At 58.4% G+C, this 24,226-nt stretch carries 21 protein-coding genes, 1 tRNA gene and 1 pseudogene; 12 read left to right on the top strand and 11 right to left on the bottom strand.

The window, feature by feature from the left end; all coding sequences use genetic code 11:
• The first annotated feature begins 32 nt into the window (after positions 1-32).
• The gene (locus tag HMPREF2943_RS01920) at positions 33-1,436 is read left to right on the top strand and encodes an NCS2 family permease (protein ID WP_070645855.1); all 1,404 of its coding nucleotides are present in this window, start codon (positions 33-35) and stop codon (positions 1,434-1,436) included.
• A gap of 43 nt (positions 1,437-1,479) precedes the next feature.
• Positions 1,480-2,301 carry a TrmH family RNA methyltransferase gene (locus tag HMPREF2943_RS01925; protein ID WP_049154150.1) on the top strand — a complete coding sequence of 274 codons (822 nt, stop codon included), beginning with the start codon at positions 1,480-1,482 and terminating at the stop codon, positions 2,299-2,301.
• Here HMPREF2943_RS01925 and HMPREF2943_RS01930 read toward each other — a convergent pair.
• The 3 genes from HMPREF2943_RS01930 to serC form a co-directional block, all read right to left on the bottom strand.
• Positions 2,253-3,083, bottom strand: a complete 831-nt coding sequence (locus HMPREF2943_RS01930) for a DUF6928 family protein (protein WP_070447329.1) — start codon at positions 3,081-3,083, stop codon at positions 2,253-2,255. The two genes, HMPREF2943_RS01925 and HMPREF2943_RS01930, sit on opposite strands and share 49 nt — an antisense overlap.
• 13 nt (positions 3,084-3,096) lie before the next feature.
• Positions 3,097-4,281 (bottom strand): septation protein SepH, encoded by a 1,185-nt coding sequence (sepH, locus tag HMPREF2943_RS01935; RefSeq protein ID WP_070447326.1) that lies wholly within the window; start codon positions 4,279-4,281, stop codon positions 3,097-3,099.
• A gap of 118 nt (positions 4,282-4,399) precedes the next feature.
• Positions 4,400-5,530 carry a phosphoserine transaminase gene (serC, locus tag HMPREF2943_RS01940; protein ID WP_070710647.1) on the bottom strand — a complete coding sequence of 377 codons (1,131 nt, stop codon included), beginning with the start codon at positions 5,528-5,530 and terminating at the stop codon, positions 4,400-4,402.
• Positions 5,531-5,681: 151 nt separating this feature from the next.
• Between serC and HMPREF2943_RS01945 the strand changes: the two genes are divergently transcribed.
• The 6 genes from HMPREF2943_RS01945 (at position 5,682) to HMPREF2943_RS01970 (ending at position 12,032) form a co-directional block, all read left to right on the top strand.
• Positions 5,682-6,974: a citrate synthase gene (locus HMPREF2943_RS01945; RefSeq protein WP_080975042.1), complete on the top strand. Its 1,293-nt coding sequence runs from the start codon at positions 5,682-5,684 to the stop codon at positions 6,972-6,974.
• A gap of 172 nt (positions 6,975-7,146) precedes the next feature.
• Complete coding sequence (locus HMPREF2943_RS01950) at positions 7,147-7,503, top strand: FKBP-type peptidyl-prolyl cis-trans isomerase (RefSeq protein ID WP_010187736.1); 357 nt, start codon at positions 7,147-7,149, stop codon at positions 7,501-7,503.
• A gap of 164 nt (positions 7,504-7,667) precedes the next feature.
• Positions 7,668-8,525: an aldo/keto reductase gene (locus HMPREF2943_RS01955; protein WP_070645861.1), complete on the top strand. Its 858-nt coding sequence runs from the start codon at positions 7,668-7,670 to the stop codon at positions 8,523-8,525.
• Between the two features lie 434 nt (positions 8,526-8,959).
• Positions 8,960-9,304 (top strand): DUF485 domain-containing protein, encoded by a 345-nt coding sequence (locus tag HMPREF2943_RS01960; RefSeq protein ID WP_049154159.1) that lies wholly within the window; start codon positions 8,960-8,962, stop codon positions 9,302-9,304.
• A 3-nt stretch (positions 9,305-9,307) separates the two neighbouring features.
• Complete coding sequence (locus HMPREF2943_RS01965; protein ID WP_070645863.1) at positions 9,308-10,954, top strand: solute symporter family protein; 1,647 nt, start codon at positions 9,308-9,310, stop codon at positions 10,952-10,954.
• A gap of 235 nt (positions 10,955-11,189) precedes the next feature.
• The gene (locus tag HMPREF2943_RS01970; RefSeq protein ID WP_371325754.1) at positions 11,190-12,032 is read left to right on the top strand and encodes a hypothetical protein; all 843 of its coding nucleotides are present in this window, start codon (positions 11,190-11,192) and stop codon (positions 12,030-12,032) included.
• Between the two features lie 23 nt (positions 12,033-12,055).
• On the opposite strand, the gene HMPREF2943_RS01975 is transcribed toward HMPREF2943_RS01970, so the two are convergent.
• A complete protein-coding gene (locus HMPREF2943_RS01975; RefSeq protein ID WP_070710649.1) occupies positions 12,056-12,982 on the bottom strand; it encodes a DUF1906 domain-containing protein in 927 nt (308 codons plus the stop codon).
• Between the two features lie 124 nt (positions 12,983-13,106).
• Here HMPREF2943_RS01975 and HMPREF2943_RS01980 point away from each other — a divergent pair, with 124 nt between their 5' ends.
• Positions 13,107-14,108, top strand: coding sequence for a hypothetical protein (locus tag HMPREF2943_RS01980; RefSeq protein ID WP_070710650.1), 1,002 nt, complete (start codon positions 13,107-13,109; stop codon positions 14,106-14,108).
• Positions 14,109-14,139: 31 nt separating this feature from the next.
• Here the strand turns inward: HMPREF2943_RS01980 and HMPREF2943_RS01985 are convergent, their stop codons facing one another.
• Positions 14,140-14,568, bottom strand: a complete 429-nt coding sequence (locus HMPREF2943_RS01985) for an OsmC family protein (protein WP_070710651.1) — start codon at positions 14,566-14,568, stop codon at positions 14,140-14,142.
• Between the two features lie 126 nt (positions 14,569-14,694).
• On the opposite strand from HMPREF2943_RS01985, the gene HMPREF2943_RS01990 reads away from it, so the two are divergent.
• Positions 14,695-16,905: a LamG-like jellyroll fold domain-containing protein gene (locus HMPREF2943_RS01990; RefSeq protein WP_070710652.1), complete on the top strand. Its 2,211-nt coding sequence runs from the start codon at positions 14,695-14,697 to the stop codon at positions 16,903-16,905.
• A 165-nt stretch (positions 16,906-17,070) separates the two neighbouring features.
• Positions 17,071-17,283 (top strand): hypothetical protein, encoded by a 213-nt coding sequence (locus HMPREF2943_RS01995; RefSeq protein WP_070701537.1) that lies wholly within the window; start codon positions 17,071-17,073, stop codon positions 17,281-17,283.
• On the opposite strand, the gene HMPREF2943_RS02000 is transcribed toward HMPREF2943_RS01995, so the two are convergent.
• The 5 genes from HMPREF2943_RS02000 to HMPREF2943_RS02020 are packed head-to-tail and all read right to left on the bottom strand — an operon-like array spanning position 17,264 to position 23,608.
• Positions 17,264-19,036 carry an ABC transporter ATP-binding protein gene (locus tag HMPREF2943_RS02000; protein WP_070710654.1) on the bottom strand — a complete coding sequence of 591 codons (1,773 nt, stop codon included), beginning with the start codon at positions 19,034-19,036 and terminating at the stop codon, positions 17,264-17,266. The genes HMPREF2943_RS01995 and HMPREF2943_RS02000 overlap by 20 nt on opposite strands.
• On the bottom strand, positions 19,029-20,777 hold the full coding sequence (locus HMPREF2943_RS02005; protein ID WP_070510464.1) for an ABC transporter ATP-binding protein: 1,749 nt from the start codon (positions 20,775-20,777) through the stop codon (positions 19,029-19,031). Before HMPREF2943_RS02005 ends, HMPREF2943_RS02000 begins: the two co-directional genes overlap by 8 nt.
• A 7-nt stretch (positions 20,778-20,784) precedes the next feature.
• Positions 20,785-22,254 (bottom strand): ABC transporter ATP-binding protein, encoded by a 1,470-nt coding sequence (locus HMPREF2943_RS02010; RefSeq protein WP_049147404.1) that lies wholly within the window; start codon positions 22,252-22,254, stop codon positions 20,785-20,787.
• A complete protein-coding gene (locus tag HMPREF2943_RS02015; protein ID WP_034969655.1) occupies positions 22,251-22,976 on the bottom strand; it encodes an energy-coupling factor transporter transmembrane component T family protein in 726 nt (241 codons plus the stop codon). The genes HMPREF2943_RS02010 and HMPREF2943_RS02015 overlap by 4 nt, the downstream gene beginning before the upstream one ends.
• Complete coding sequence (locus HMPREF2943_RS02020) at positions 22,973-23,608, bottom strand: MptD family putative ECF transporter S component (RefSeq protein WP_070447309.1); 636 nt, start codon at positions 23,606-23,608, stop codon at positions 22,973-22,975. Before HMPREF2943_RS02020 ends, HMPREF2943_RS02015 begins: the two co-directional genes overlap by 4 nt.
• 140 nt (positions 23,609-23,748) lie before the next feature.
• Between HMPREF2943_RS02020 and HMPREF2943_RS12090 the strand changes: the two are divergent.
• Positions 23,749-24,009, top strand: a pseudogene (locus tag HMPREF2943_RS12090) (IS481 family transposase); the annotation flags it as partial.
• Between the two features lie 43 nt (positions 24,010-24,052).
• On the opposite strand, the gene HMPREF2943_RS02030 reads toward HMPREF2943_RS12090, so the two are convergent.
• A tRNA-Arg gene (locus tag HMPREF2943_RS02030) sits at positions 24,053-24,125 on the bottom strand.
• Between the last annotated feature and the right edge of the window lie 101 nt (positions 24,126-24,226).

Below are 24,226 nucleotides of genomic sequence, written 5' to 3' on the forward strand. Positions count from 1 at the left end.
ATTTCTCTAGATAGAAGGGGCGCTCTCTCACGATGAACGCAGCTATCGATCGCTATTTCAAGATTTCCGAACGCGGATCCACCGTGGGAACCGAAGTCCGCGCCGGCGTGGTCTCGTTCTTTGCGATGGCCTACATAATCCTCCTCAACCCTCTCATCCTGGGTACCTCTGCCGACTCGGCCGGAACCACCCTGGGCATCCCGCAGGTTGCTGCCGCTACCGCGCTGGTGGCCGGTGTTATGACCATTGCCTTCGGCATGATTGCGCGCTACCCGTTCGCCATGGCCGCGGGCCTGGGCATGAACACCTTCGTGGCCGTGACCATGGTTTCCCTCAACGGCTTGGAATGGCGCGAGGCCATGGGCCTCGTCGTCATTGAAGGCCTCATCATTGTTCTGCTGGCCATCTCTGGTTTCCGCCAGGCGGTCTTCGACGCCATCCCCGCCTCCATGAAGGCCGCGATGGGCGTGGGCATCGGCATGTTCATCGCGCTCATCGGTTTCGTGGACGGCCACTTCGTCACCCGCGTTCCGGATGCTGCAATGACCACTGTTCCGGTGAGCCTGGGAGTCAACGGCTCGATTGCTACGTGGCCGGCCTTCGTCTTCGTCGTGGGCCTGGTTCTGTGCAGCTTCTTCGTCATCCGCCAGGTTCGTGGCGGACTGTTCATCGGTATCGTCATTACCACCATCATCGCCATGATCATCCAGGCACTGACTGGTTCCGAGGACTGGGGCATGGCCACCCCGGAGGTACCTAGCTCCCTGGGCGGTCTGCCGGACCTGTCGATTGTGGGCCAGGTGGATCCGATTAGCGCCTTCACCAAGCTGGGTGTGGTCTCCACCGTCTTGCTCATTTTCACCCTGCTGCTCACCAACTTCTTCGATGCCATGGGCACCATGAACGGCTTGGGCAAGCAGGCCAACCTTGTGGACGAGAAGGGCAACCTTCCGGAGATGAAGACGGCCCTGGTGGTGGAAGGCTTTGGTGCCGTTGCTGGTGGTGCCGGTTCGGTGTCCTCCAACACCGTGTTCGCGGACTCAGCGGCTGGTATCGGTGACGGTGCCCGCACCGGCCTGGCTAACGTTGTCACCGGCATCATCTTCCTGCTGGCGATGTTCCTCACCCCGCTCTACGAGATTGTGCCCATTGAGGCCGCAGCCCCCGTACTCGTTATCGTCGGTGTGATGATGGCAGCCCAGCTCAAGGACATCGAGTGGAACCGCATGGAGGAGGCCATCCCGGCCTTCCTCACCATCGTGGTTATGCCGTTCACCTACTCCATCGCCAACGGTATTGGCGTGGGCTTCATCGCTTATGCACTGATGGCGACCTTCGCCGGGAAGGCTAAGAAGGTGCATTGGATCATGTGGCTCGTGGCTGCTCTCTTCGTGGTCTACTTCGCTATGGATCCCATTAGCTCGCTGTTGGGATAGCCCGCCTGGGATGAACGCTTGGCCCGGCGCTTAGACTAGGGCCATGCGTTTTGTCATTGATGACCCCACAGACCCTCGCCTGGACGATATCCGCGATCTCAAGCATGCGGATAAGTCCGGCGAGGGTTTCGTCTTTGGTGAGGGCCCACTGTGCGTGGAGCGCCTGCTCGCCTCTCGCTTCCCGGTGCGCTGCATCATTGGTTTTGAGGGGAAGTTGGATACGTTCCTGGAACACCACGATGTTGGCGATATCCCCGTTTACCAAGTAACCCGCCAGACTCTGGGGGAAGTAACAGGCTTTGATATGCACCGTGGGCTGGTTGCCGCAGCCGACCGCGCGGAAGCCTGGACCGTGGACGAGGTCGTTGAGGGCGCGCGCACCCTGGCCATCATGGAAGGCGTAGGCGACCACGAAAATATCGGATCGCTCTTCCGCAACGCTGCAGGCATGGATGTCGATGGCATCCTCTTAGGCTCTGGTGCGGCGGATCCGCTCTACCGCCGCTCGGTGCGTGTGTCCATGGGGCACGTTCTGCGCTTGCCCTGGGCGCGCTTCGACGGTGGTTTTACCACCTGGCAGCGGGGTCTAGAGCAGCTGCGTGAAAAGGGCTTCCGGCTGGTGTCGCTGACCCCTCATCCAGACGCGGTGCATATCGCCGATGCCCTAGCAGGCGCAGACAAGGTGGCTCTGCTGGTTGGTGCGGAGGGGCCGGGTCTGACTGAGCATGCCATGCGCGCTACCGACGTGCGCGCCCGCATTCCTATGGCGGAGGGCACGGATTCCCTTAATGTGGCGACGTCGGCAGCCATCGCCTTCTACGAGCGCCAGCGCTCCCAGAGGCTCCGCGAGGTCGACACCGCATAGCGGCGCACCAGCCCGCCTAAGTGCTTGGCGGTACGGATGATCTCTTCACCAGTGGATTCCGGTTCGAGGTCGTGCTCCTCGTAGTCGTCATAATCGTTAAGTCCCAGCTTCGCTACCGAGGTAGTGGCCACCTCGGCTACGCTTCGGCGGGGTGGGGGAGTATCGACCTTGGGCTCAGGGCGGCCGTCGGTGGCGTAGCCCACGACGTCCACGTCCGGCCCGTCTTCGCCCACCTCAATGCCCAGCCAGAATTCCTGGGCCGCCTCGGTGATGGTGAGTGGCTCGAAGGGCAGGGAGATACCACCCGCAGGCTCATCCATCTCCCCGGCCCAGAAAGGGGCCTCGAAGGTTTCAGGCAGGCCATGATCCTCGTAGAGGTTAAAGCGCGTTCCGCACAGGGAGCGCCGCAAGCGGCTGCCCGTCCAGTGCGCAAACCCGGCGTAGCCGGTCTCCGCATTGGAAGCAAAAGCGTAAATTTCCGTGGCGGGCACGGCCTCGCGCAGGGTGCGGGAGAGTTGCGAGAGAATCAGCTGATCATCGTGGATGATGGTCTGCACGACGGTCACACCCGGATAGCCACCCACATAGAACTCGCTCGCGCCGGGCTCGGCGGAACGGTTGAGGGGGAATTGACCGATGGGCGTGACGGGTAGAGAGGGATTGAGTTGAGCAAGGAACTTGCGGCCGAAGCCGCGGTCGGCCTTGGGCTCGCCGCGAAGAACTTCGGCGGGATCGGCGGCGGTGACGTACCAGAGAGTGAGAACGGCGCTTTGGGTATCCACGGCAGGCTACTCGCTAATTGCGGGGGCGCTTGGTAGAGGAGCGGACGCCGAGCAACACATCCTCCCAGTGCGGGGTGACGGCCTTACGGCGGCGCTTGGTGGGTTTGGGTTCCGGATCCGGGTTCTGGAGGAAGTCCTCGTCCACTCCCGTCTCCTTCTCCTCGGACTGCGGTGCGGACTCCTCGCCAGCGGGAGCTGAGTCCTCAGCGCTTGCGGTTTCGGCCGGGTGCTCTCCGCCGTGCGGGGAGGGGAGCACGGAAGGCTCGGCGTAACCGTCGGCGTCTTCTCGGTTACCGGCGTTGTCGCCGCCGGTGTAGGAAGACAGTTCCGTCACGCCGGGAGTACCAGCGCGCGCGTCCTCGTTGACCTCCCGCTCTTCGGCGTAGTCGCGTCCGTCGATGGCTTCGTCATAGCGCTCGCCGCGGCCCACGGAGGTTAGCGAACGCACCGGCTGGACGAAGTCCGGGTCCGTCAGGTCTGCCGCCACAGAGTTGCGTGCCTCCACCGTGGCCGGCGAGGACATGGTCTGCTTGAAGGTCCACTCTGCCTCGTTGGCGGATAGCCCAGTCTTCCAGGTGATGCGCAGGATCCACGGCTCGCCCTGGTGGCGGTAGGCATCCCACGTGGCCTCCGACAGCGAGTGTCCGCGGGCGGCGAAGGCAGTGGCCAGAATCTCCCACAGGGTGAGCTTGGCCGGGCCATCTTCGCGGATGGGGTGTGCCTGCTTGGCGACGTCCGCGATGCGCGCCCGCTCCAAGAGCACTGGGTGCGCGAAAGGCTCGATGCGGGATTCCGGAACGCCGAGTTCCTCGGCGATCTCCGCGGCAGTTGCGCCGGCGCGGATGCGGGACTGAATCTCATTGGGCCGTAGGCGGATTTCTTGTGCCTGCGGTGCGGGCTGGCTCTGTGGGGAGGAAGGTGAGCCGCCAGAGGCGGGCATGACGGTGCGCAAACCGGTGGAGCGCTCAGCCTGTGCAGGCGCGGTGGTGGAATCTTCGGTTGCTGTGGTGGCGTCGCCCTCATCCTGGGCGGCCGAGTCTTCCGCCGCGGTCTCGGATTCAGATTCGGCGGAGTCGGCGGGAGCGAAAAGCTCGCGAAGCTCGTCGGTGACTTCGAGGAAGAATTCCTCACCATCCTCAGCCCGGAGGACGAGCGAGGTGTCAGTTGAGTCGCTGGGTGCGAGGAAAATCTCGCGCATGATGGCGCTCCTTAGCCTGGTAGCGGACATGTGATGAAGTCCACTTTACCCAGAACATGCCCCGAACTCTGGCAAGAGAGCGGGGCATGTTGTGTGACGTAACTAAAAGGAGTGAAACTTAGCGGTTGTCTAGGACGTAATCGATAGCCTTGGTGAGCTTGGTGACGTCCGCCGAGTCAATCGCCGGGAACAGGCCCACGCGCAGCTGGTTGCGGCCGAGCTTGCGGTAGGGCTCGACGTCGAGAATGCCGTTGGCGCGCAGCGTTGCGGCGACCGCAGCGGCGTCGACTGAATCTTCGAAGTCAATGGTGCCGACCACCAGGGAACGCGCAGAAGGCTCGGCCACGAAGGGGGTGGCCTCCGGGCGGGCCTCTGCCCAGTTGTAGAGGATGGAAGAGTTCTCCGTGGTGCGCTTGACCATCCCGTCGAGGCCGCCGTTGGCGTTCATCCACTTGACCTGTTCCTCCAGCATGAGCAGCGTGGCTACAGCCGGGGTGTTATAGGTCTGGTTCTTGCGGGAGTTGTCCACTGCAGTCTGCAGGTTGAGGAAGGCCGGGATGAAGCGATCGGAGGAGTTGATCTTCTCAATGCGCTCGAGGGCTGCCGGGGACATTGCTGCCAGCCACAAACCGCCGTCAGAAGCAAAGCACTTCTGCGGGGAGAAGTAATAGACATCGGCATCAGCCATGTTGACCGGCAGACCGCCGGCACCAGAGGTGGCGTCGACGACAACAAGCTGCTCTGCGTTATCCGGATTGGGGCGGGTCACTGGGACCATCGCACCTGTGGAGGTTTCATTGTGGGCCCACGCGATGATGTCTGCGCCTTCGGCGGCTGCTGCCTTCGGATCTGGGGCGGTGCCGACCTCGGCTTCGGTGACGAGCGGGGTGTCGAGCCACGGGGCAGCGGCAGCGGCTTTAGCAAATTTAGAGGAGAATTCACCGAAGCTCAGGTGGGCGGATTTTTTCTCGATCAGTCCGAAGGTTGCTGCGTCCCAGAAAGCGGTAGCGCCGCCAAGGGAGAGAACAATTTCATAGCCCTCTGGTAGGGAAAATAGCTCAGAGAGCCCCTCGCGAATGGAGCCGACGAGGTTCTTGACGGCTGGCTTGCGGTGCGAGGTACCAATGATGGTGTCGGCACCGGCGGTGATTGCCTCAATTTGGGCTGGGCGGACCTTGGAAGGACCGCAGCCAAAACGGCCGTCGGAAGGGAGGAGATCTGCTGGCAGGACGAGTTCTGAGTTGCTCATGTGGGCAGTGTAGCCTAATTTCGTTCGCGCACTAGATACTTTGCCAGGATTGCCAATGTTGGCAGAGTCACAGGTTTTGCTACAGTGTGAAGAGGTTTAGATCTGTCGCGCCGGCCGTGGTCGGCGTTGAACATTGAGGAAAGGAAAACACGTGGCTTCTGAAAAGAACAAGGTTGTACTGCAGTACCCCGGCGGCGAGTACGAGATGGACATTAAACAGTCCACTGAGGGTGACTCCGGCTTCGACATTGGCAAGCTCCGTAACGAGACTGGCCTGGTGACCTTCGACCCGGGTTATGCAGCGACCGGTTCCACCGAGTCCAAGATCACCTTTATTAATGGTGAGGAAGGCATTCTCCGTCACCGTGGTTATGACATCGCGGATTTGGCTGAGAACGCCACCTTTAACGAGGTGTCCTACCTGCTGATTAAGGGCCACCTGCCGACCGAGGACGAGCTGTCGAAGTTCAACACTGAAATTCGCCACCACACCCTCTTGGATGAGGACTTTAAGGCGGCCTTCAACATCTTCCCGCGCGATGCGCACCCGATGGCCGTTCTTGCCTCCTCCCTTAACATTCTCTCCGCTTACTACCAGGACCAGCTCAACCCGCTGGATGAGGAGCAGCTGGACAAGGCTACCGTCCGTCTGCTGGCTAAGGTGCCGATGCTGGCCGCTTATGCTTACCGCGCATCGCAGGGTAAGCCTTATATGTACCCGGATAACAAGCTCAACGCACGCGAGAACTTCCTGCGCATGATGTTTGGTTACCCGACCGAGGACTACGAGGTTGACCCGGTTGTGGCCAAGGCCCTGGATAAGCTCCTCATCCTCCACGCTGACCACGAGCAGAACTGCTCCACCTCTACCGTCCGCATGATCGGCTCCGCGCAGGCCAACCTGTTCGTTGCCATCGCCGGTGGTATCAACGCGCTGTCTGGCCCGCTGCACGGTGGCGCTAACCAGGCCGTTCTGGAGATGCTTGAGGATATCCAGAACAACCACGGTGGTGACGCTACCGACTTCATGAATCGCGTGAAGAACAAGGAAAAGGGCGTTCGCCTCATGGGCTTCGGCCACCGCGTGTACAAGAACTACGACCCGCGCGCGGCAATCGTCAAGGACACCGCTCACGAGATTATCGATCACCTGGGCGGCGACCCGATGCTGGATCTGGCCATGAAGCTCGAGGAGATTGCGCTGAACGACGACTACTTCGTCTCCCGCAAGCTCTACCCGAACGTGGACTTCTACACCGGCCTCATCTACCGTGCCATGGGCTTCCCGACGGATTTCTTCACCGTCCTCTTCGCCATCGGCCGCCTGCCGGGCTGGATTGCTCAGTACCGCGAGCAGCTTGAGCTCAACACCAAGATCAACCGCCCGCGCCAGATCTACACCGGCGAGACCCTGCGCAAGGTCACCCCGCGTAGCGAGCGCTAAACGGTAGCCTCTACGGCGGCCGTCTACAGGCCGCCGCGGCTTAGCGTATAGCCCATACGCTGCATTTCTAGGGCCGAGCCCCACATCTCCGTTTATACTGGAGGACGTTGTGGCTCGGCCTACGTGTATGCGGCCAGCAAAGAAGAAAGTAATCCAAGGAGGATAATCCCCAATGGAAAAGCCCGTAATTGAGCCGGCAACGGAGCCTGCTCCCCAGGACCTTGTCATCGAAGACATTGTGGTGGGTGACGGCGCCGAAGCCCAGCCGGGCGGCTTCGTTGAGGTCCACTACGTTGGTGTTGACTACGAGACGAACCAGGAGTTCGACTCTTCGTGGGGCCGTGGCCAGTCCATCGAATTCCCGCTGACCGGTCTCATCGCCGGCTGGCAGGAAGGAATCCCTGGCATGAAGGTTGGCGGCCGCCGTAAGTTGGTCATCCCGCCGGAGAAGGCCTATGGCCCGGCTGGTGGCGCACACCCGCTGTCTGGCCGCACACTGACCTTCGTCATCGATCTCATTCGCGCCTAAAGGAGGAAGGGGGCACAGCCCCTCTTTATCTCTTTAAACGACGCCCTGACCGGCCGCGCATTAGAGCACGGCACACATTGGTGAGGGCGTTTCGCGCGTTTTCGTCGGAGCTGAAGGAGCCGTACCGCCCTTTTCTGCTACGCAGCGCGCGGCAGTGCGGCACAATGGGGGACATGAGTGTCCCACAAACTACGTTCAATGATGACCGCGAGATGCCGCTATTGGGTCTCGGAACCTACAAGCTGCGCGGGGAGGAGCTTGTCCGCTCCGTGCGCGAAGCCATCGACCTAGGCTACCGCCACTTCGATACAGCCACCCTCTACGAGAATGAAGAAGAGCTGGGCCAGGCGCTCAACGCCGCTATGAAGGCCGGCGACGTGACCCGCGATGAGCTCTTTATTACCAGCAAGGTCTGGCACGACCACCATGGCAAGGACAAAGTGGGCCAGGCTTTCCGCGAGTCCCTGGACAAGCTGCAGCTGGACTACCTTGACCTCTACCTCATCCACTGGCCCTGGCCACAGGGCGGGTTGTACGTGGAGACCTTCGAGGAGATTGCCCGCATGCAGGGCATGGGTCAGATTGCGTCGATTGGCGTGGCCAACTTCTATGAAGAGACTCTGCAAACTTTGATCGATGAGACGGGCATCGTGCCGGTCCTCAACCAGGTGGAGCTGCACCCGGGCTTTACGCAGTCGGAGCTGCGTCGATTCCATGACAAGCATGACATCGTGACGGAAGCCTGGTCGCCCCTGGCGCGCGGTGTTGTCCTCACTAACCCCGAGGTTGAGGCAGTAGCTGAGAAACACAATATTACTGCTGGCCAAGCTGTCCTGGCATACCTGTTGAACAAGGGAATTTCGGTCATTCCGAAGTCCAGCCGCCGCGAGCGCCTGGCGGAAAACTTCGCTGCCGCGGAGGTAGAGCTTACTGCCGAAGATGTCGCGGCACTCGACGCGCTTGATGGCAAGGAAGGCTTTGGCCGCATGTTCAAGGACCCGCGTGAGTTTCCTGGCGCCTAAAGCTTGAACACTGCGGGGTGCGTTACGTGCCCGTGAGCGATGGAGCCCGTCTTCCGCATCGCGCTCTTTTTCCTTCAATGTTTTGGGAAGAAGGGTGGGGTGCTGAAGGCGGGCTTTGTTGTGTGCCTGGGAAGGTGGGGATCGGCAGGAGAGGAGAGTGAAGATCTGTTAAAGATCCTGCGAAGTTTCGGTTTGCTAAATTAGATTCCCTCTTTGAATTCTCCTGTGGGGGTGCTAGCGGTGAGCTGAAAATGCCTTGTAGATGCAGGGGGAGGGGGTAGTAAAAGTGCGTGTTATTAACTTTTCTTGGCAGGATTTACAACCTTGCAAGAGGGGTTAGGTAACTTACTGTGCAAGGCAAAACGTGATTGAAGACACTACCTTTGTCTCTCACCACGGTTTGTGGAGAAAAGACCCCTTGTAAGGAGAGCGACATGACTGACGCACCTGCTTCGATTAACTCGCGCCGCGAACCTACGCCGCAAGAGTTCATCGAGATGCGTGACAGCCCGCAGTTTGCCAAGCTGCGCGGCACATACCGCAAGTTCACCTTCCCCATGACTGTGGCGTTCTTTGTGTGGTACGTCCTCTACGTGCTGGCCGCCGTTTTTGCGCCAGACTTCATGGCTATTGAACTTGGGGGAGGCTGGAACGTTGGCCTCATCTTCGGGCTAGCCCAGTTTCTGACCACCTTCATCATCACGTATATCTACGTTAACTACGCCAATAAGAACATCGAGCCGCAGGCAGCGGCCATTCGCCAGGAACTGGAGGGCTAAACAATGCAGACCATGACCTTGGCCGCAGCGGAATCCTCCGCCGGCAATCCGATTCTCAATATTTCAGTCTTCGCGGCGTTCCTTGTCGTCACCATGTACGTGGTGCTGAAAGCCGGTAAGTCCACGAAGGAAGCTTCTGATTTCTACACCGGTGGCGGTAGTTTCTCCGGCCGCCAGAACGGCCTGGCTATCTCCGGTGACTACCTGTCCGCCGCATCCTTCCTGGGCATCGTCGGTGCCGTCGCGCTCAATGGCTACGATGGCTTCCTTTACTCAGTGGGCTTCTTCGTTGCCTGGCTCGTTGCTCTGATGCTCGTCGCCGAGCCGATGCGCAACGTCGGCCGTTTCACCATGGCGGACGTGCTGTCCTTCCGTCTCAAGCAGCGCCCGGTGCGCGTGGCGGCGGCAATCTCGACCTTGTTCGTGTCGCTGTTCTACCTCATCGCACAGATGGCCGGCGCGGGCTCCCTCGTGGCCGTGCTCCTGAATATTCACGACTTCAAGTGGCAGGCCGTCGTCGTTGGCATCGTGGGCATCCTCATGATCGTCTACGTTCTTGTCGGTGGCATGAAGGGCACGACCTACGTGCAGATGATCAAGGCCGTGCTCCTGGTCACCGGTGTGGTCATCATGTGCATCCTCACCTTTGTCTTGCTGAAGGGCGGCTTCAGCGCCCTGTTTACCCAGGCGATTGATATGCACGCTAATTCCGAAGCAATCAAGGAAGGCGGCTACGAGGCTTCCCAGATCATGGAGCCGGGGCTGAAGTACGGCAAGAACCTCACCACGAAACTCGACTTCATCTCCCTGGGTATTGCCCTCGTTCTCGGTGTTGGTGGCCTGCCGCACGTTCTCATGCGCTTCTACACGGTGCCGACCGCGACCGAGGCTCGCCGCTCCGTTACCTGGGCCATCGTCATCATCGGTGCCTTCTACCTGATGACCCTGGTTCTGGGCTACGGCGCTGCCGCCCTCGTTGGCCCGGACCGCATCCTCGCCGCACCGGGCGGTGCGAACTCCGCGGCCCCGCTGCTGGCGTTGGAGATCGGTGGCTCCATCTTCATGGCGGTCATCTCCGCGGTGGCCTTCGCTACCGTTCTGGCTGTTGTCGCCGGCCTCGCCATCACTGCTTCGGCTTCCATCGCGCACGATATCTACCACTCCGTCATCCGCAACGGTGAGTCCACCGAGGCTGAGCAGGTTCGCGTTTCCCAGATCACCGTGGTCGTCCTGGGCATTGTCTCCATCATCCTGGGCATTCTGGCCATGACCCAAAACGTTGCCTTCCTGGTGTCTCTGGCCTTTGCTGTGGCTGCCTCCGCCAACCTGCCGACCATCCTGTACTCCCTGTACTGGCGTCGATTCAACACCGCAGGTGCCGTGGCGTCGATGTACACCGGAGTTATCTCCTGCCTGGTGCTCATCTTCCTGTCCCCGGCAGTCTCCGGTACCCCGACTTCGATGTTCCCGAACGCCGACTGGTCCATCTTCCCGCTGTCCTCCCCGGGTTTGGTCACCATCCCGCTGGCCTTCTTCGCCGGCTGGATCGTCTCCATCATGACCCCGCCGGACAACCTGGAAGAACTATCCGCCGAGATGGAGGTTCGCTCCCTGACCGGCGTGGGTGTTGAGGCTCCGGTGGATCACTAAAACGCCTCAATCACACCGTTTCAGGTGGTAGCGAGTAGAATCAAACATCGTGTTTTACTCTCAGCCTTCTCACAGGGCGGCGTCAGTGCGAGCTGGCGCCGCCCTTCTGGCGTGCGTACTCGGAGCAGCCTCTCTAGTCGGGTGCTCGCCAGCGCACGAAGAAGACTCCACGGCTGGCGGTTCAGCGCAGACCAGCGCACGCAAACCTGGCCCCATCACACATCGGAAAGGCCAGTTGCAGCTGGCCGCTGTCCCGGACTCAGTAGGTCAGTTCCTCAAGGGCGATGAGTCCAAGGCCATCACGTATTACCGCATTGAGACTGGCATGCACATGGGCTCAGCCACCGAGCATCAACCTCGCTATGCGCTGAGCTTGATTAAGCTCTACATCGCAACCTACGTGCTGGAACGCGGGTCCTTTGAGGATAAGTACGTAGCGCTGGATATGATTGCTGATTCCTCCGACGAGAGCGCCGCACAGCTCTTTGAGAAATATCCGCGATCCATCGATGCCATCGCTAAAGAATATGGCTTGGAGTCCACGTCCGCGGGGGAGGACTGGGGGCATTCCATGACCTCTACGTACGACGTTGTGAGGTTCATTGTTCAGCTCATGGAGGATGATCCGACCCATCCTGTGCTGGTGGCGATGTCACACGCCGATGCCGTATCGGCCGACGGATATCAACAGAACTACGGCACCGCGAAGCTGAGCGACGTCGTGGGCTCTAAGTGGGGATGGTCGGACAGCAAGGACCGCCATTCCTCGGTGTCTTTTGGAGAGAACTTCGTCGTGGCTGCGTCCATCGAAGGAAGCGCTCAGGAGCTGACGTCTTATGTACGCAAGGAGATCACCGGTAAAAACCTGGTGAAGGGCAACAACCTGAACAAGGAGGCGCTGGCTAATCCTGGTGCTGTTGCCACGCGCTTGACGACGTCCAGCGCTGCGCCCACTGCGACCTCCACGACAGCGACATCGGCTGCCGCGACATCTTCCTCTTCGGAGCCGTCTTCCTCTGCACCGTCTTCTCGGCCAACGTCTAAGACGTCGGCCTCGAAGACCCCCGGGGTGCGCTAGAATATCGCGCCCCGGGATGGCTATTAGCCCATGGATTGGCGCACGGTGTTGAGGATATCCACCGCGCCGCGCACTTGGTCATTGCTGATGGAAGAACCAGCAATGGTGATGCCATCACTGCTCACACTGGAGCCTCGACCAGTGGGATCCGGCAGGGTGATGTTGGGCAGCGAGACGTTGTCCGGCACGGCCGGGATGTCCTTGACCTTGGGCGGCGTCACCGCGCCTTGGCCCGGGGTCCACTGGCCCCAGTCATTGGCATAGACGGTGTTAATATCGCAGGTCACGCCGTCGATGGTGGCCTGGTTCTTTGCCTTCTGGTGGATGGTGGTGCGCGGGTGAATCTTGCCGCCCGAGCCCCAATCGTGCATCCAGTAGAACTGGCCAATGCGGTCGTTGACGCACCAGTCGATGACGTTGTAATTGCCGTATACGCCGGTCTGGTAGCCAGCGGCGCTCAGCGCCGTCGAGAAGGCCTTGAGGTAAGGGCGGATTTTGTTCTCATACTGAGCGCGGGTGGGGTTGTCATCGATCGCGATGTAGATCGGGCGGCCCGTCGGCCCACCAGCGGCCTTGTGGATGGCGATGGCCTGCGGGGCGTGGACCGCAGCGCCCGCAGCGCCGTTGAGCCAGTCGGCGGTGTCGGCGCGTCCGAACTGGTAGATGGAGGCGGTCTTCAGACCGGCAGCAGCGTTGGCCTTCGTCTCCGCCAGCGTGACCGGCTTGCCCTTCATCCAGTCGGCGCCGGGGCGACGCTGGGAAACATAGCGGATGGCGCCAAGGTGGCCTGCGGCCTTGATCGCGCGCGCAGAAGGGACACCGGCTGAGAAGTCAATGATGGTGCCCACAGCTGGGCCCACAGCGAGGGCGGCAGGTGCTTGGCTGCCTATGGCGCCGGCGGTCAGCGCGAGAGCGCCAGCTTTGATAAGTGAACGGCGGGACAGAGACATAGTGGAGTTCTCCTAGAGGGCTGAGTGCGACGATGAAGGCGAACGCAAAGAAAGTATCTGGGATAACTTTAGTCACAATGGTCTAAAATTTCACCACTGAGCACCCAAAGACGGAGGAATAAGTATGACTGAAGAGCTGAGAATGCGTTTCATTCAGGGCGACAGCGTGTTCCGGCTGAACCACCAGCAGTTCAGCGATGCTGAGGTGCAAGCGGCGCTTCAGGGCTACATCGAGAACTGCCGTCGGAACTCTCAGTGGATCCTCGATACCCGTGAAGAAGGAAACACCCTCGTGGTGGAGCATCTTTTCCCCGCGGAAGAATTCATCGAGGCGAATAATGACCGCCTGCACATCGATGAGGCCTTCGTCGAATCACTGCCCCTGACGTACCCAATCGTGTTTGAGATCCGCTCGGGCTACTTGCGCATCCACAAGCCGCTAGCCAATAAATACGGGGCTCTCCTGTCTGACTTCATTCGTGGCTTGTGGGAAGTGTTGCTGCAAGGGCAGGTGAAATACCTGTGGGATCACGGCTTTGCGCAGTGCGGTGGCGTGGGAACGATGCAACTCAACGCCTATGGTTTGTTGGAGCCGGACGAGCCGATCATCGGGTTTTACCGGGTAGACGTTGACATGCAGCACGAGGCCTGGGTGTATATCACCCCGCAAGGGCTCATTCTGGTTTTTGACGATGACGATGTCCTTGCCTTCGACAAGGTGGACATGCGCAATCCCTCGATTCCTTCAGGAGTCTTTTCTTTTAGCATGCTCAAGGCAGAGGTGGTTGGAACCGGCGGCGGCAAGACCATAAAAACCTCAATGAGCCCGAAAGACCTCGGGGAACTAGACCAAGCGCGGACGGATATCCGCACCATGTTGTCCTCGCCACACCAAGGGCAGCCGCGCCGCATGGTGGATCCGAACCCGCTTCCCTGGCTCGTGGTGGACGGCGAAGAGCTGGGCTATATGGCACAGGCGGACCTGGAGCGCTACTGCCGCCTTCGCAGCGATGCTGGGCGCAACCCCTTCGGGGATGACTCCCACACTATGCAGGAAACCATGGACAACCCCTTCGCCGAATCGTGGGAGGAGAACCCCTCGCGCGACGATAACCCTTTCGCTTAAAGCGCCCCACAGGCGCTTAAGGCGTGCAGCCTTAGGGCTGGGTCGTGCGGAACGTGACGTTGGTGGGGTTTTCTACCGTGCGGGACACGGTGCAGTCCTTGTCGTGGGAGATGCGCACGAGGCGATCCACCATGGACTGGGCTTGGCGGCCGGCGTCGGTATCAGGGAAGCGGAGGGAGAATTCCACGTCGACGTCGCTCAGCCTTGAGGCGCCGTCCTCGTTGACGCGGGTGCCTTCCACGTGGACGTCGAAAAGCTCCGGCTCCGTGCGTCGGGAGGTGACCACGTCGACGTCGACGGCCGAGCAGCCCGCCACGGCAGCGAGCAACAGCTCCACCGGGCTCAACAGTCCCTCGCCCTGGCCAAACTCGAGGCTGGCCCCTGCAGCATTCGTGGCGCGGTAGTGGCCGGTATCTACGCGGGTGACGTCGACGTCATACTTCTTCGTGATGTTGCTCATGAGCGTTCATCCTAGCGGCGAGTAATCATTTAAACGTGCGTTCACGCAGTAGTTACGTGAGCGCAAGCTGTGGAGAATAACTTTCTTATGTCTCTTTTGGCTTTATTCACTGTGATTGGAAAATCTATGACTTCTCGCCGCCTGCTCGGCACCGTGGTCACCGCCTCGGTGGCCGGTACGTTCCTCGTTGCCCCTGCTTCTGCTGATGAGTCGGCACCAGGTCTGGGCTCTCGCTTCACCATCGGCGTGCTGCCGGATACCCAGTTCTACTCCCGGTACTCCACTCCGGAGACCGGCAACCTGGCCCAGGCGCGCTACGGCAGTGAACCTTTTAAGGCGCAGGTCGAGTGGCTGGTGAAGAACCAGCAGGCGCTCAACATGGACTTCGCTACCCACCTCGGTGACGTGGTGGACCAAGCGGATGTCGAGGGGGAGTGGAAGGTCGCCGATGAGGCCATGAAGGTCCTCGACGGTTCCGACCTGAACTACTCCATCCTGCCGGGCAACCACGACATGATTGAGGATAAGTCAGCGCACCCGTACAACGACTACTTCAGCGCCGAGCGCGCCAAGAACGCTAACCCGGAGACCTTCCGAGAGCGCCACACTGCGGTCAACAATGATTCCGAGTACCACATTTTTGAAGCAGAAGGCCAGAAGTACCTGGTCTTGGCGCTGGCCTGGCGCGCGGACGATGAGGCCCTGGACTGGGCCCAGGGTGTTCTCGATGCCCACCCGGACCTGCCGGTCATCCTCACCAGCCACGAGGTGCTCAACATTGATGGTGCCGGTGAAGTCTTCTACTCTGAGGACTACGGCGAGGGCCTGTGGGACAAGTTCATCAAGAAGAATGACCAGATCTTCCTCACCATGGGCGGCCACCACCACGGCGCGGGCTACCGCGTGGATAAGAACGATGCTGGCCACGATGTCATTGGTATCCTGCAGGACTACCAGATGGCATACCAGGGCGGTAACGGCCTGCTCGGCGTGCTTGAGTTCGACCTGTCCGGCAACGAGCTGGAGATGACCGCCCTGTCCCCGTGGGTCGCGCAGAAGCCGGCAAAGGAGCTCACGCAGTTCGACAAGCTCATCCTCGATGGCAAGGGCGATAGCTACCACGTGACGCTCAACTTCAAGGAGCGCTTCGCTGACTTCGCCCCAGACTGGTCCATCGGCGATGAGAATGACCCGGACCTTGGCCAGAAGGCCCGCGACATCGCTGAGGAAGGCTACACCCCGTACACCATCCCGAAGGATCAGCTTCCGGAGGGGCCGAACGACTTCGTGAAATCCGACAAGACCGTCTTCCACTGGCGCCCGGGCCAGACCAAGGATAAGGAAGGCAAGCAGCTTGCCGACGGTGACGTGGCCACCGAAGGCGCCATCATTCCGGATGCCTTCGGCGCCGACGGTGCCGGCGACCTCGTTCGCGAGGGTGGTCCTTCCAACACGGGCGAGCGCATCACCTACACCAAGGACCACCACCCGCTGTCCTCTGATTCTGGCTCCCTCTACTGGTCCGACCCAGCCGGCAAGGCCGCGATGGCGGAGTTCCGTTCCAAGGAAGGCGCTGAGATCAACAAGGTCGATACCTCCGCGGGCTACACCTTCGAGTCCTTCGTGAAGATCCCGAAGGATTTCAACGGCTCTGAGCACGGCTGGGGCAGTGCGCTCTCCCGCGACTCCAGCATCGCTGAGCTTGTCGACGGCTCCGAGGACACCGACCCCACCGTCATGTTCGGCATTTCTAACCTCCGTGAGCTGCGCTGGTGGGCGGAACCGAAGGAAGGCGAAGGTTCGACTGTCTGGTCCCACGAGGTGCCCACCGATGAGTGGATGCACATCGCCGTGGTGAACAAGCCGGATTCCGACACCGTGGAGATGTTCATCAACGGTGCACCGATCCTGCGCAACGCCAAGGGTGCCGAGGGCCTCCTCCCGCGCGACCTGCAGTGGGTCATGGGCGCTGGCTTTGATAACCGCAAGCCGCAGGACCCGTGGTACGGCTGGATTGGTGAGACCCGCCTGACCCAGGGCGTTCTGGACTCCGACGAGTGGCTCACCGCCCGCCCGGCCGTCCAGAAGGACCCGTCCGAGGACGACAACACGCCGTCCCAGCCGACGGATCCAACCGACACGAATGAACCTTCCATCGACGACATGGGCCAGGCCTTCTTCGCCGGCTCCAGCCGTGGTGCGAAGGTCATCCTGCCCATCGTCGCTGTCATCGCAGTCCTCGGCGGCGCGGCCTATGGCCTCATCCCCACCATCAACCGCGTCTTTGGCCTGAACATCCCGCAGCCTCCGCTGCCGAAGATTCCGGGCCTGAACTAGCGCTCAGCCCACGAACCTCCGTCCCCCGACTCACATTGAGGCGGGGGTTTTCTATTGTGTTGGCACGTTTCGCAGCGGCCTCTATTTGTTAGAAAGGTCGCTTGACTGATTCGGCTTCACAGTGCTTCGTGGGCCTGAAATCGCTAGGGCAGCATGTGCTTGCCCGTGCGCAAGGAACTGAAGATTAAGGAGAACGATCATGAACAACAAACTGGCGAAGGCATGGCCAACGCCGCGCAGTGGTCGCTCGTAGCCGCTACCGCATTCTTCGCTCTGAGCTTTGTCGGTGCACTTAGGGTGCTCCGTGCTGCGGGGGAGAAGGGTGCCCCCGCAAACAACGCCGATCTCGGTGCCCGCGTTAATCGCGTCCCGAACTGATTTTCCACCCGCGTGCTGCTTTGCGTTGCTGCCAGAAGTGACGGTAGATACCGGGGACATCGGAAAGCTCAGAATGCGTGCCCAGCTGGCTGACTTGCCCGTGTTCATCCAAGACTACGATTTGATCAGCAGATTTGATTGTATCCAGCTTATGGGCGATGACAATAAAAGTAGATTGCTCCCGTAGCTCGTCCATCGCAGCAAGAATGTTTGCCTCATTTTCTGCATCGAGTGCGGAGGTAGCCTCATCAAAGAGTACAATCGGCGCTTGCTTGAGAAGCGCGCGAGCTACAGATACGCGCTGGCGTTCACCACCGGATAGAAGCCGACCGCCTTCACCAACAGGAGTATGCCACCCTAGGCGGTTGGCAATAGAAGTCACGCCTGAAAGATCAGCTGCGCGGAAGACTTCCTCATCGGAGGCGTCGGGACGACCAACGCGGATATTAGCGATTAACGAGTCGTCGAAGAGGTAAACGTCCTGAAAGACCATGGACAGCCTGGACATTAACTGTTCGGTTCCAAGCTCGCGGATATCTACGCCGTCAACCATCACCGCCCCGGAATCTACATCCCAGAATCGCGAAATAAGGCGCGCAATTGTGGTCTTTCCGGAGCCAGAAGGACCGACAATGGCGGTAACGGTGCCTGGTCGAGCATGGAAAGTGACATCTACCAATACTGGTGTATCGCCGTATCCAAACGTGACATTAAGCAGCTCTACATTTCCCGAACCATCGCCTAGGCGCGGAGTAGTGGGTTCTGGCAGGGAAGGAGCATCGGTGATGAGCTCAGTTTCTGCAAGCGCGATACGGCCGGCATCTAAACCGACGAAAGAAGAACCCAGCTGCTCAAGCGTGCGGGTAAACCTCAAGCTGATTCCGATGATCGCAATTGTTTCTAGTGGCGATAGGGCGCCTTCAACGGCAAGATCCGCGGAGGCCATAATGAGAGCCACAATGAAGATCTGCACTACTATGCCGTTGAGTAGCAAAGCTAATGTGGATACCCATAGCTCGCGTATTCGTGCTTTATGGTCGATTTCTAGCGCTTGCTCTAGTGGCGCAAAAACTTGTGATTGTCCTGCCGCGCGCAGGGCTGGTTGACGGTTAGCAAATTCTACGATGCGCTGGGAGAGCTCTTTACTCGGCCCCAGTGCGCGGTTCGATGCTTTCTCACGAATCCATGCAGCCAACTGCATCACCACGAGCGCCAATGGTGCGATGATAAGAAGGACCAAGCCCAGCTTCGGGTTCCAGAAACACGCTCCTACTAACAAGGTGACAAGTGCCGCGCTATCGCGGTATATCGTTCCTTGAACATGCGCAATGGTCTCGGACGCCACCATAAAGCGATCTGAAACGAGGCGAGATAGGCCGCCGGTATTAGCCGGTACGAACCAGCCGAGCGGTAGCGTTGCTAATTTATCGCCCACAGTCGTGTGCGCGGCTCGGATGAAATCCAAGGCCGTGTGGTAAGAGGCCAGGGTTGCGAAAAATCGTAGCGCAAAAGCTACGAGCGCAATTGCCAAAAGCGTCCACATCCATGGTGCGATCGTCGTATCCCCATCGAGTGCCTTTGTAAGTGGCACGAGCGTGAGAACGGCGAGGCCATCAAGCACGCCAACGATAAGCGATAGACAAGCATACCTTTTATTGAGCTTATGGCCTACAGGACTTTGCAGCTTTTTGACACTGCGAGTGAGTAGCGGATCACGAAGACGCGAACTAACAGGCGTAGTGGCATTAGACATGAGAATTATCCTTCATAGGCTTGAGGCAGATTATTTGGTCTGCTCCTTGGATGGACTCCGGCTTGTGGGCGATGACTAAGACGGTCTTGCCTCTGACGAGTGTGGCTAGAGCTGCTTGAATTTCTGCTTCGCAGTCAGGATCAGTTGCCGCAGTAGCTTCATCCAGGATCAAGATTGGGGCATTGGTAATGATTGCCCGGGCAATAGAAATGCGTTGCTGTTGTCCACCGGATAAAGAGGTGTCTTCACCAACAACGGTGTCGAGCCCAGCCGGTAAAGCGCGAATATCAGCAGCTATGTGCGCAGCCTCTGCGGCTTGCCAGATCTCTTCATCGCGGGCTTCTGGGCGTGCAAGGCGAATGTTTTCCCGAATACTCATACGCAGTAAGTGAGGATCTTGTAAGACGAAAGCCACAATGCGGTACAAACTGTCGAAAGTGAGATCACGGATATCCACGTTGTTGATAGTGATTGTGCCCGAATCTGGATCCTGGAAACGCGCCAGCATCGTTGCTGCTGTGGATTTGCCAGACCCGGAGGGGCCAATCAATGCCGTGACAGTGCCTGCATTTAGTTGCGCAGAAAAGTCTTGGAGGACTGGTTTGTCTGGGGCGTAGCTAAAGCTGACCTTATGGAACTCCACCTCCATGTCTTGACTACTGGCATCGAGGCTCTTTTGGCCTTCTTTCACATGGGAAATTGTCATGACTTCATCAAGGCGCAACGCCGCATTGCCAGCGAGCTGGTAAGACCACATCATTTGGCCGACGGTTTGAATCGTGCCCGGTATCACCAGCGCAATTAACGTTGTTGCGATGACTTCAGCGACCGTGACATAGCCACCAGCTATCAGCAGGGAACCGGCTCCTACATTGATAAGGATGAGGACAGGAACCGCCACCACAGACTCTGAGATTGCGGAAACACGCAGAAGCGGACGTACCCACTCGTAATAGAATTCCGCGAATTTTTGGGCAGCTTCGCGATATCGAGCGTGGGCTTTGCCAACGGTGCCGAAAGCCTTGACGACGGAAATACCTTCGGAGAACTCCACCGCAGTCGCAGAGACCTCACCCAGATAATTATCCATTTCCGCAGTTTTTGTGCCCATATCTTTCATTGAATACGCTTGGATTGCTAGGAAAATGGGCACAGTGGCAATAGAAAGTAGACCAAGGCGCCAATCCAAGATAAAGGCATAAACCAGAAGCGCGAGGGGCGTAAAGATCGCGGCGACCTTCTCTACAGGAGCATGGGCTGTCAGGGTGTGCAGAGTTAACGTATCGTCCTCGACGGCTTTGCGGACTTTGCCGGAATTAGTCTGGCTAAACCACGAGAGTGGTGCTTTCGCAATAGCGGTAATAATTCGGCGCCGGTTAATCCCCACCAGCTTTGCATCAGCGAAGTGGGTGATCGCAAGGGCAAGGAAATAGAAGAATAGCTGTCCCAAAAATGCAGCAAGTAGCCATTTCACAATGGACGCGACGTCATCAGTATTGCCGTCGATTAGAGCATTTCCCAGTGCCACCAACGCGACGTAGGGTGCTACGGCCAGTACCGAGGATATAAGCGAGAGAAACTGTGCGAAGTAGATGGTTGTTTGCACTGGGGCCAGTAGCTTTTTTAGAGCGACCTGCCCGGCTTTTAGTTTTGCGCGAGCCTCTTCTTCCGGTGACGCACCGTGTGATTCTGGTGCGTGGGTTCCGCTTGATTCTGTGGAACTTTGTTTTACTTCAGACATTACTTTCTCAATTCTTGTTGATGTCAGTCATATCGATGATTCTGGTGACTGATTCTTGGATGAATTCGTGGTCATGGGTGATGACGATGACCACTGCTCCGCTTGCTGCAAGAGATCGAAGGAGCGCAGAGATGGATTGCAGTTGGCGCCAGCCCACGCCAGAGGTAGGTTCATCGAAGATGTAGACCTCTGCTTGCTTGGCTTGGGCTGAAGCTATGGCTAAGCGTTGCCGTTGCCCACCGGACAGAGACTGCGGATGCCGTTGGGCCATTCCTGCCAGATCGAGGCGATGGAGAATCTCATTGACATCGATATGGTCCCGCTTCTTCTTTGCCAGTCCGAGCGTTACTTCTTCTTCGGTGGTGGCTGCGAATAACTGGCGGCCAACATCTTGCATCACCATGTACGCGGTACGTCTGCGGGCAGCCGCTCCTACTCGTTTGCTGTTCAAACGAAGACTACCGCCGCGTTTGGGAGAAGCAAGACCACAAATGATCCTGGCGAGGGTGGTTTTTCCAGCGCCGTTGGGCCCGATTAAGGCGGTGACTTCGCCGCTGGGGAAAAATACGTGGTCAATGTTTAGCACCTCATGCGTGCCATAAGAAAAACAGATGTTGCTTAACTCGAGTCCGCTCCGCTGGGGATCGGCGTTTTCGAGCGTGGGTGGTACCGGCACGCTCGCGGGCAGGGGAACGTGGTGTAAGCTGCGTAGCCCCAATTGTTTGCGTTCGGGTTCGTCTAAGGCATAAAACTCCTGAGCGTGGAAACTCCGCGTTATTTTTCCCTGAGTCAAGTAAATAACTTGGTCAGCGATATCTTTTAAGAAAAAGAGGCGGTGATCAGCGATAATGATCGTTGTGCCTAATTCCTTCAAGCGGTGTAGCGCGCGTGCAAGAATATCGATGCTTTCCATGGAGAGATTGGACGTGGGTTCATCGAGAAGCACGAGACTGCCCGGGGACACAAGCGCGCATGCGCATGCCACGTTTTGTAACTGTCCACCGGATAATTCTTTGAATCGCCGGCCCCGAAGATCGTTAATGCCTAGTAGCTCGACCGCTGATTGAATCCTCGACTCAATTTCTGTGGGATCCACACCAAGGTTTTCTAGCCCGAAGGCCAATTCTGCATTGACGCTTTCAGTGAAAAATTGTGTCCTTGGATTCTGGAATACTGAGGCGCTGAACTCGATGGCTCGGGACAGCGGTTCTTCCGCAGGGTTAAAAGCCTGGTCATCCTTTATAATAGTGATGGCGCCTAGTAGCTCTCCTGGATTGAAATGGGGGATGAGTCCGTTGATCAACTTGAGTACCGTGGACTTTCCCGATCCGGAATCACCGGTAATCAGTAGACACTGTCCTGGAGAGACAGAAAAAGACACATCAGATACACCTTGAATGCCTGGCCGAGCGCCCAATGGATATGTAAAAGAAGCGTTGTGGGCGTTTACACTGGTTGCGATACTGCGTTCGTTCATAAGTGGACCTCCGTGGGGAGCCAGACAGAGGCAACAATGAGGCCCAACCCAGCTAGTGCAGTTGCATCGACAAGCTTGAAGGAAAGATCGGCGGTGGTGGTTGGGCGTGTGGGGCCTCCCAATCCGCGGACAAGAGCAGAGGCAGCGAGCTCATCACCAGCGCGGACGACGGCGCCTAATAGGGGGATGATCAGCATCGCGGACGATTGTGTGGGCTGTGTGATCCAGCTTTTTACTCCAGGCTGGAGACCCCGAAGGACCATGGCATCGCGGATCGCTTTGGCTTCTGCCACGATTATCGGCAAAACGCGCAGGAAAACCGCCGGTGGAATGGTGGCCCAGCCTGGTAAACGCAGGTCCCGCAGTGCTGAGGTCAACGTGGATGGTGTGAGAGTGAGCAAGCCGAATGCGCCGATGGACATGCTGATGACAAAACGGCTTAGCCACGAAAAAATTGCCGCTGAAAAAGCGAAAAATGTGGAGCCAGGAAGCTGTAATAGGCCCCAATACCCTAGATAGGATAATGCAAAAGCGAACAGGCAAATAAGACCATAGTGTGGCTTTACTGTAGCTAGTGCGATGGAGCTGAAGGCGATAGAAATCAGCAGTGTCGGTAGGTGGCCGTGGCTGAGAGCTACCGCATTGATTACTAGAACAGAAAGCAGCACGGTCCGTGGATCGATCGAAGATCGACGAAGCACGCCCTGTTTTTGCAGGCTCACAGGAGACCAGCGCTTTCAAAGTGTTTGCGGCTGACGCGAACTCCGACCTTTCCTCCGATAAAGCCGACGATGAGCGCACAAATGGCCAGTACTCCAATGGTCCATGGCTGGAAGATATCCGACATAGCATCGGCGTATTCTTGACCCATTTGGTCTGCGATATCGACGTAGTATGAGTCCGTATCCAGAATTAGCGGGATAAAAGGCAAAGAAATCCAGACACAGAAGATGCCGTAGGCAATAGGGAAGGACTTGGCAATACTGAGGTGGCTTTTTGTAATAATCAAATCTGCGATAAACCCAAGAATTATGCTTCCCAGCAAGGTCCAGAAGTAGTGTCCGGTGAGCATGAATGCTAATCCGTTAATACCACCGACGAGGGTGAAAGCACCCATTTTGGACGTGCGGACGGCATAAAGCGCTAGCACGATTCCGTTTGCGATTGCCGCGATAAACCATCCAATAAACATGAATTGTGGTCCTGCGAATCCAATCATTCCGCTTATAAAGGTGATTACAAAGTAAAGTGCAGCAAAGATGCCAGCGTTGATGAGATCTCTGGTGTTTAAACGTGCCGTCGACCCACTGGATGAGCTTGTACTCCGTGCGGGCGTAGAGGACTGTTTGGTCATAGTAAACCTCGATTCATGAAAATCAGGCAAGGTAAGGCTTGCCTAATACATATAATACTGTTTATAAACTATTTCTAGTATTGATCTGAAGGTTCACCCTTAATGGGGGCGAATGCAGATAAGCGGACATCAAACCAGAGCACGACTACCGACTACGCACCGACAAAGTAGGCACGAACGGCAAGACAGCACTGCGATGGGGCGACAAACTACGCCGCCTCTACATCGGACGCCGATGGGGCGGAGAACCCATCACCATGGTCTGCGTCGACAACCACGTCGACATCAAAATAACCGCCACCGGGGCACAAATCGCCGCCTACACACGCACCGAGGAAAAGATCTATTACAACAAGAAAGACAACGAACTCAACCCCAACGGGGCAACTAAAAACAAAAAATTTCGAGACACCGACCGGAACGATGTCTCGAGACTTCACAGCGTGCCCCAGAGAGGATTCGAACCTCCGACACCGGCTTTAGGAGAGCCGTGCTCTATCCCCTGAGCTACTGGGGCAGGGGGTGCGTTGCGCACCTAGGTAAGACTAGCAGCCCTGCTTAGGGCGGCGGTAAACGCGTGGCCTTTGGTCGCGCTGGCTGCGGGGGGGGGGGGGGCTT

Source organism: Corynebacterium sp. HMSC072D12 (assembly GCF_001813925.1).
Classification (GTDB): Bacteria; Actinomycetota; Actinomycetes; order Mycobacteriales; family Mycobacteriaceae; genus Corynebacterium; species Corynebacterium aurimucosum.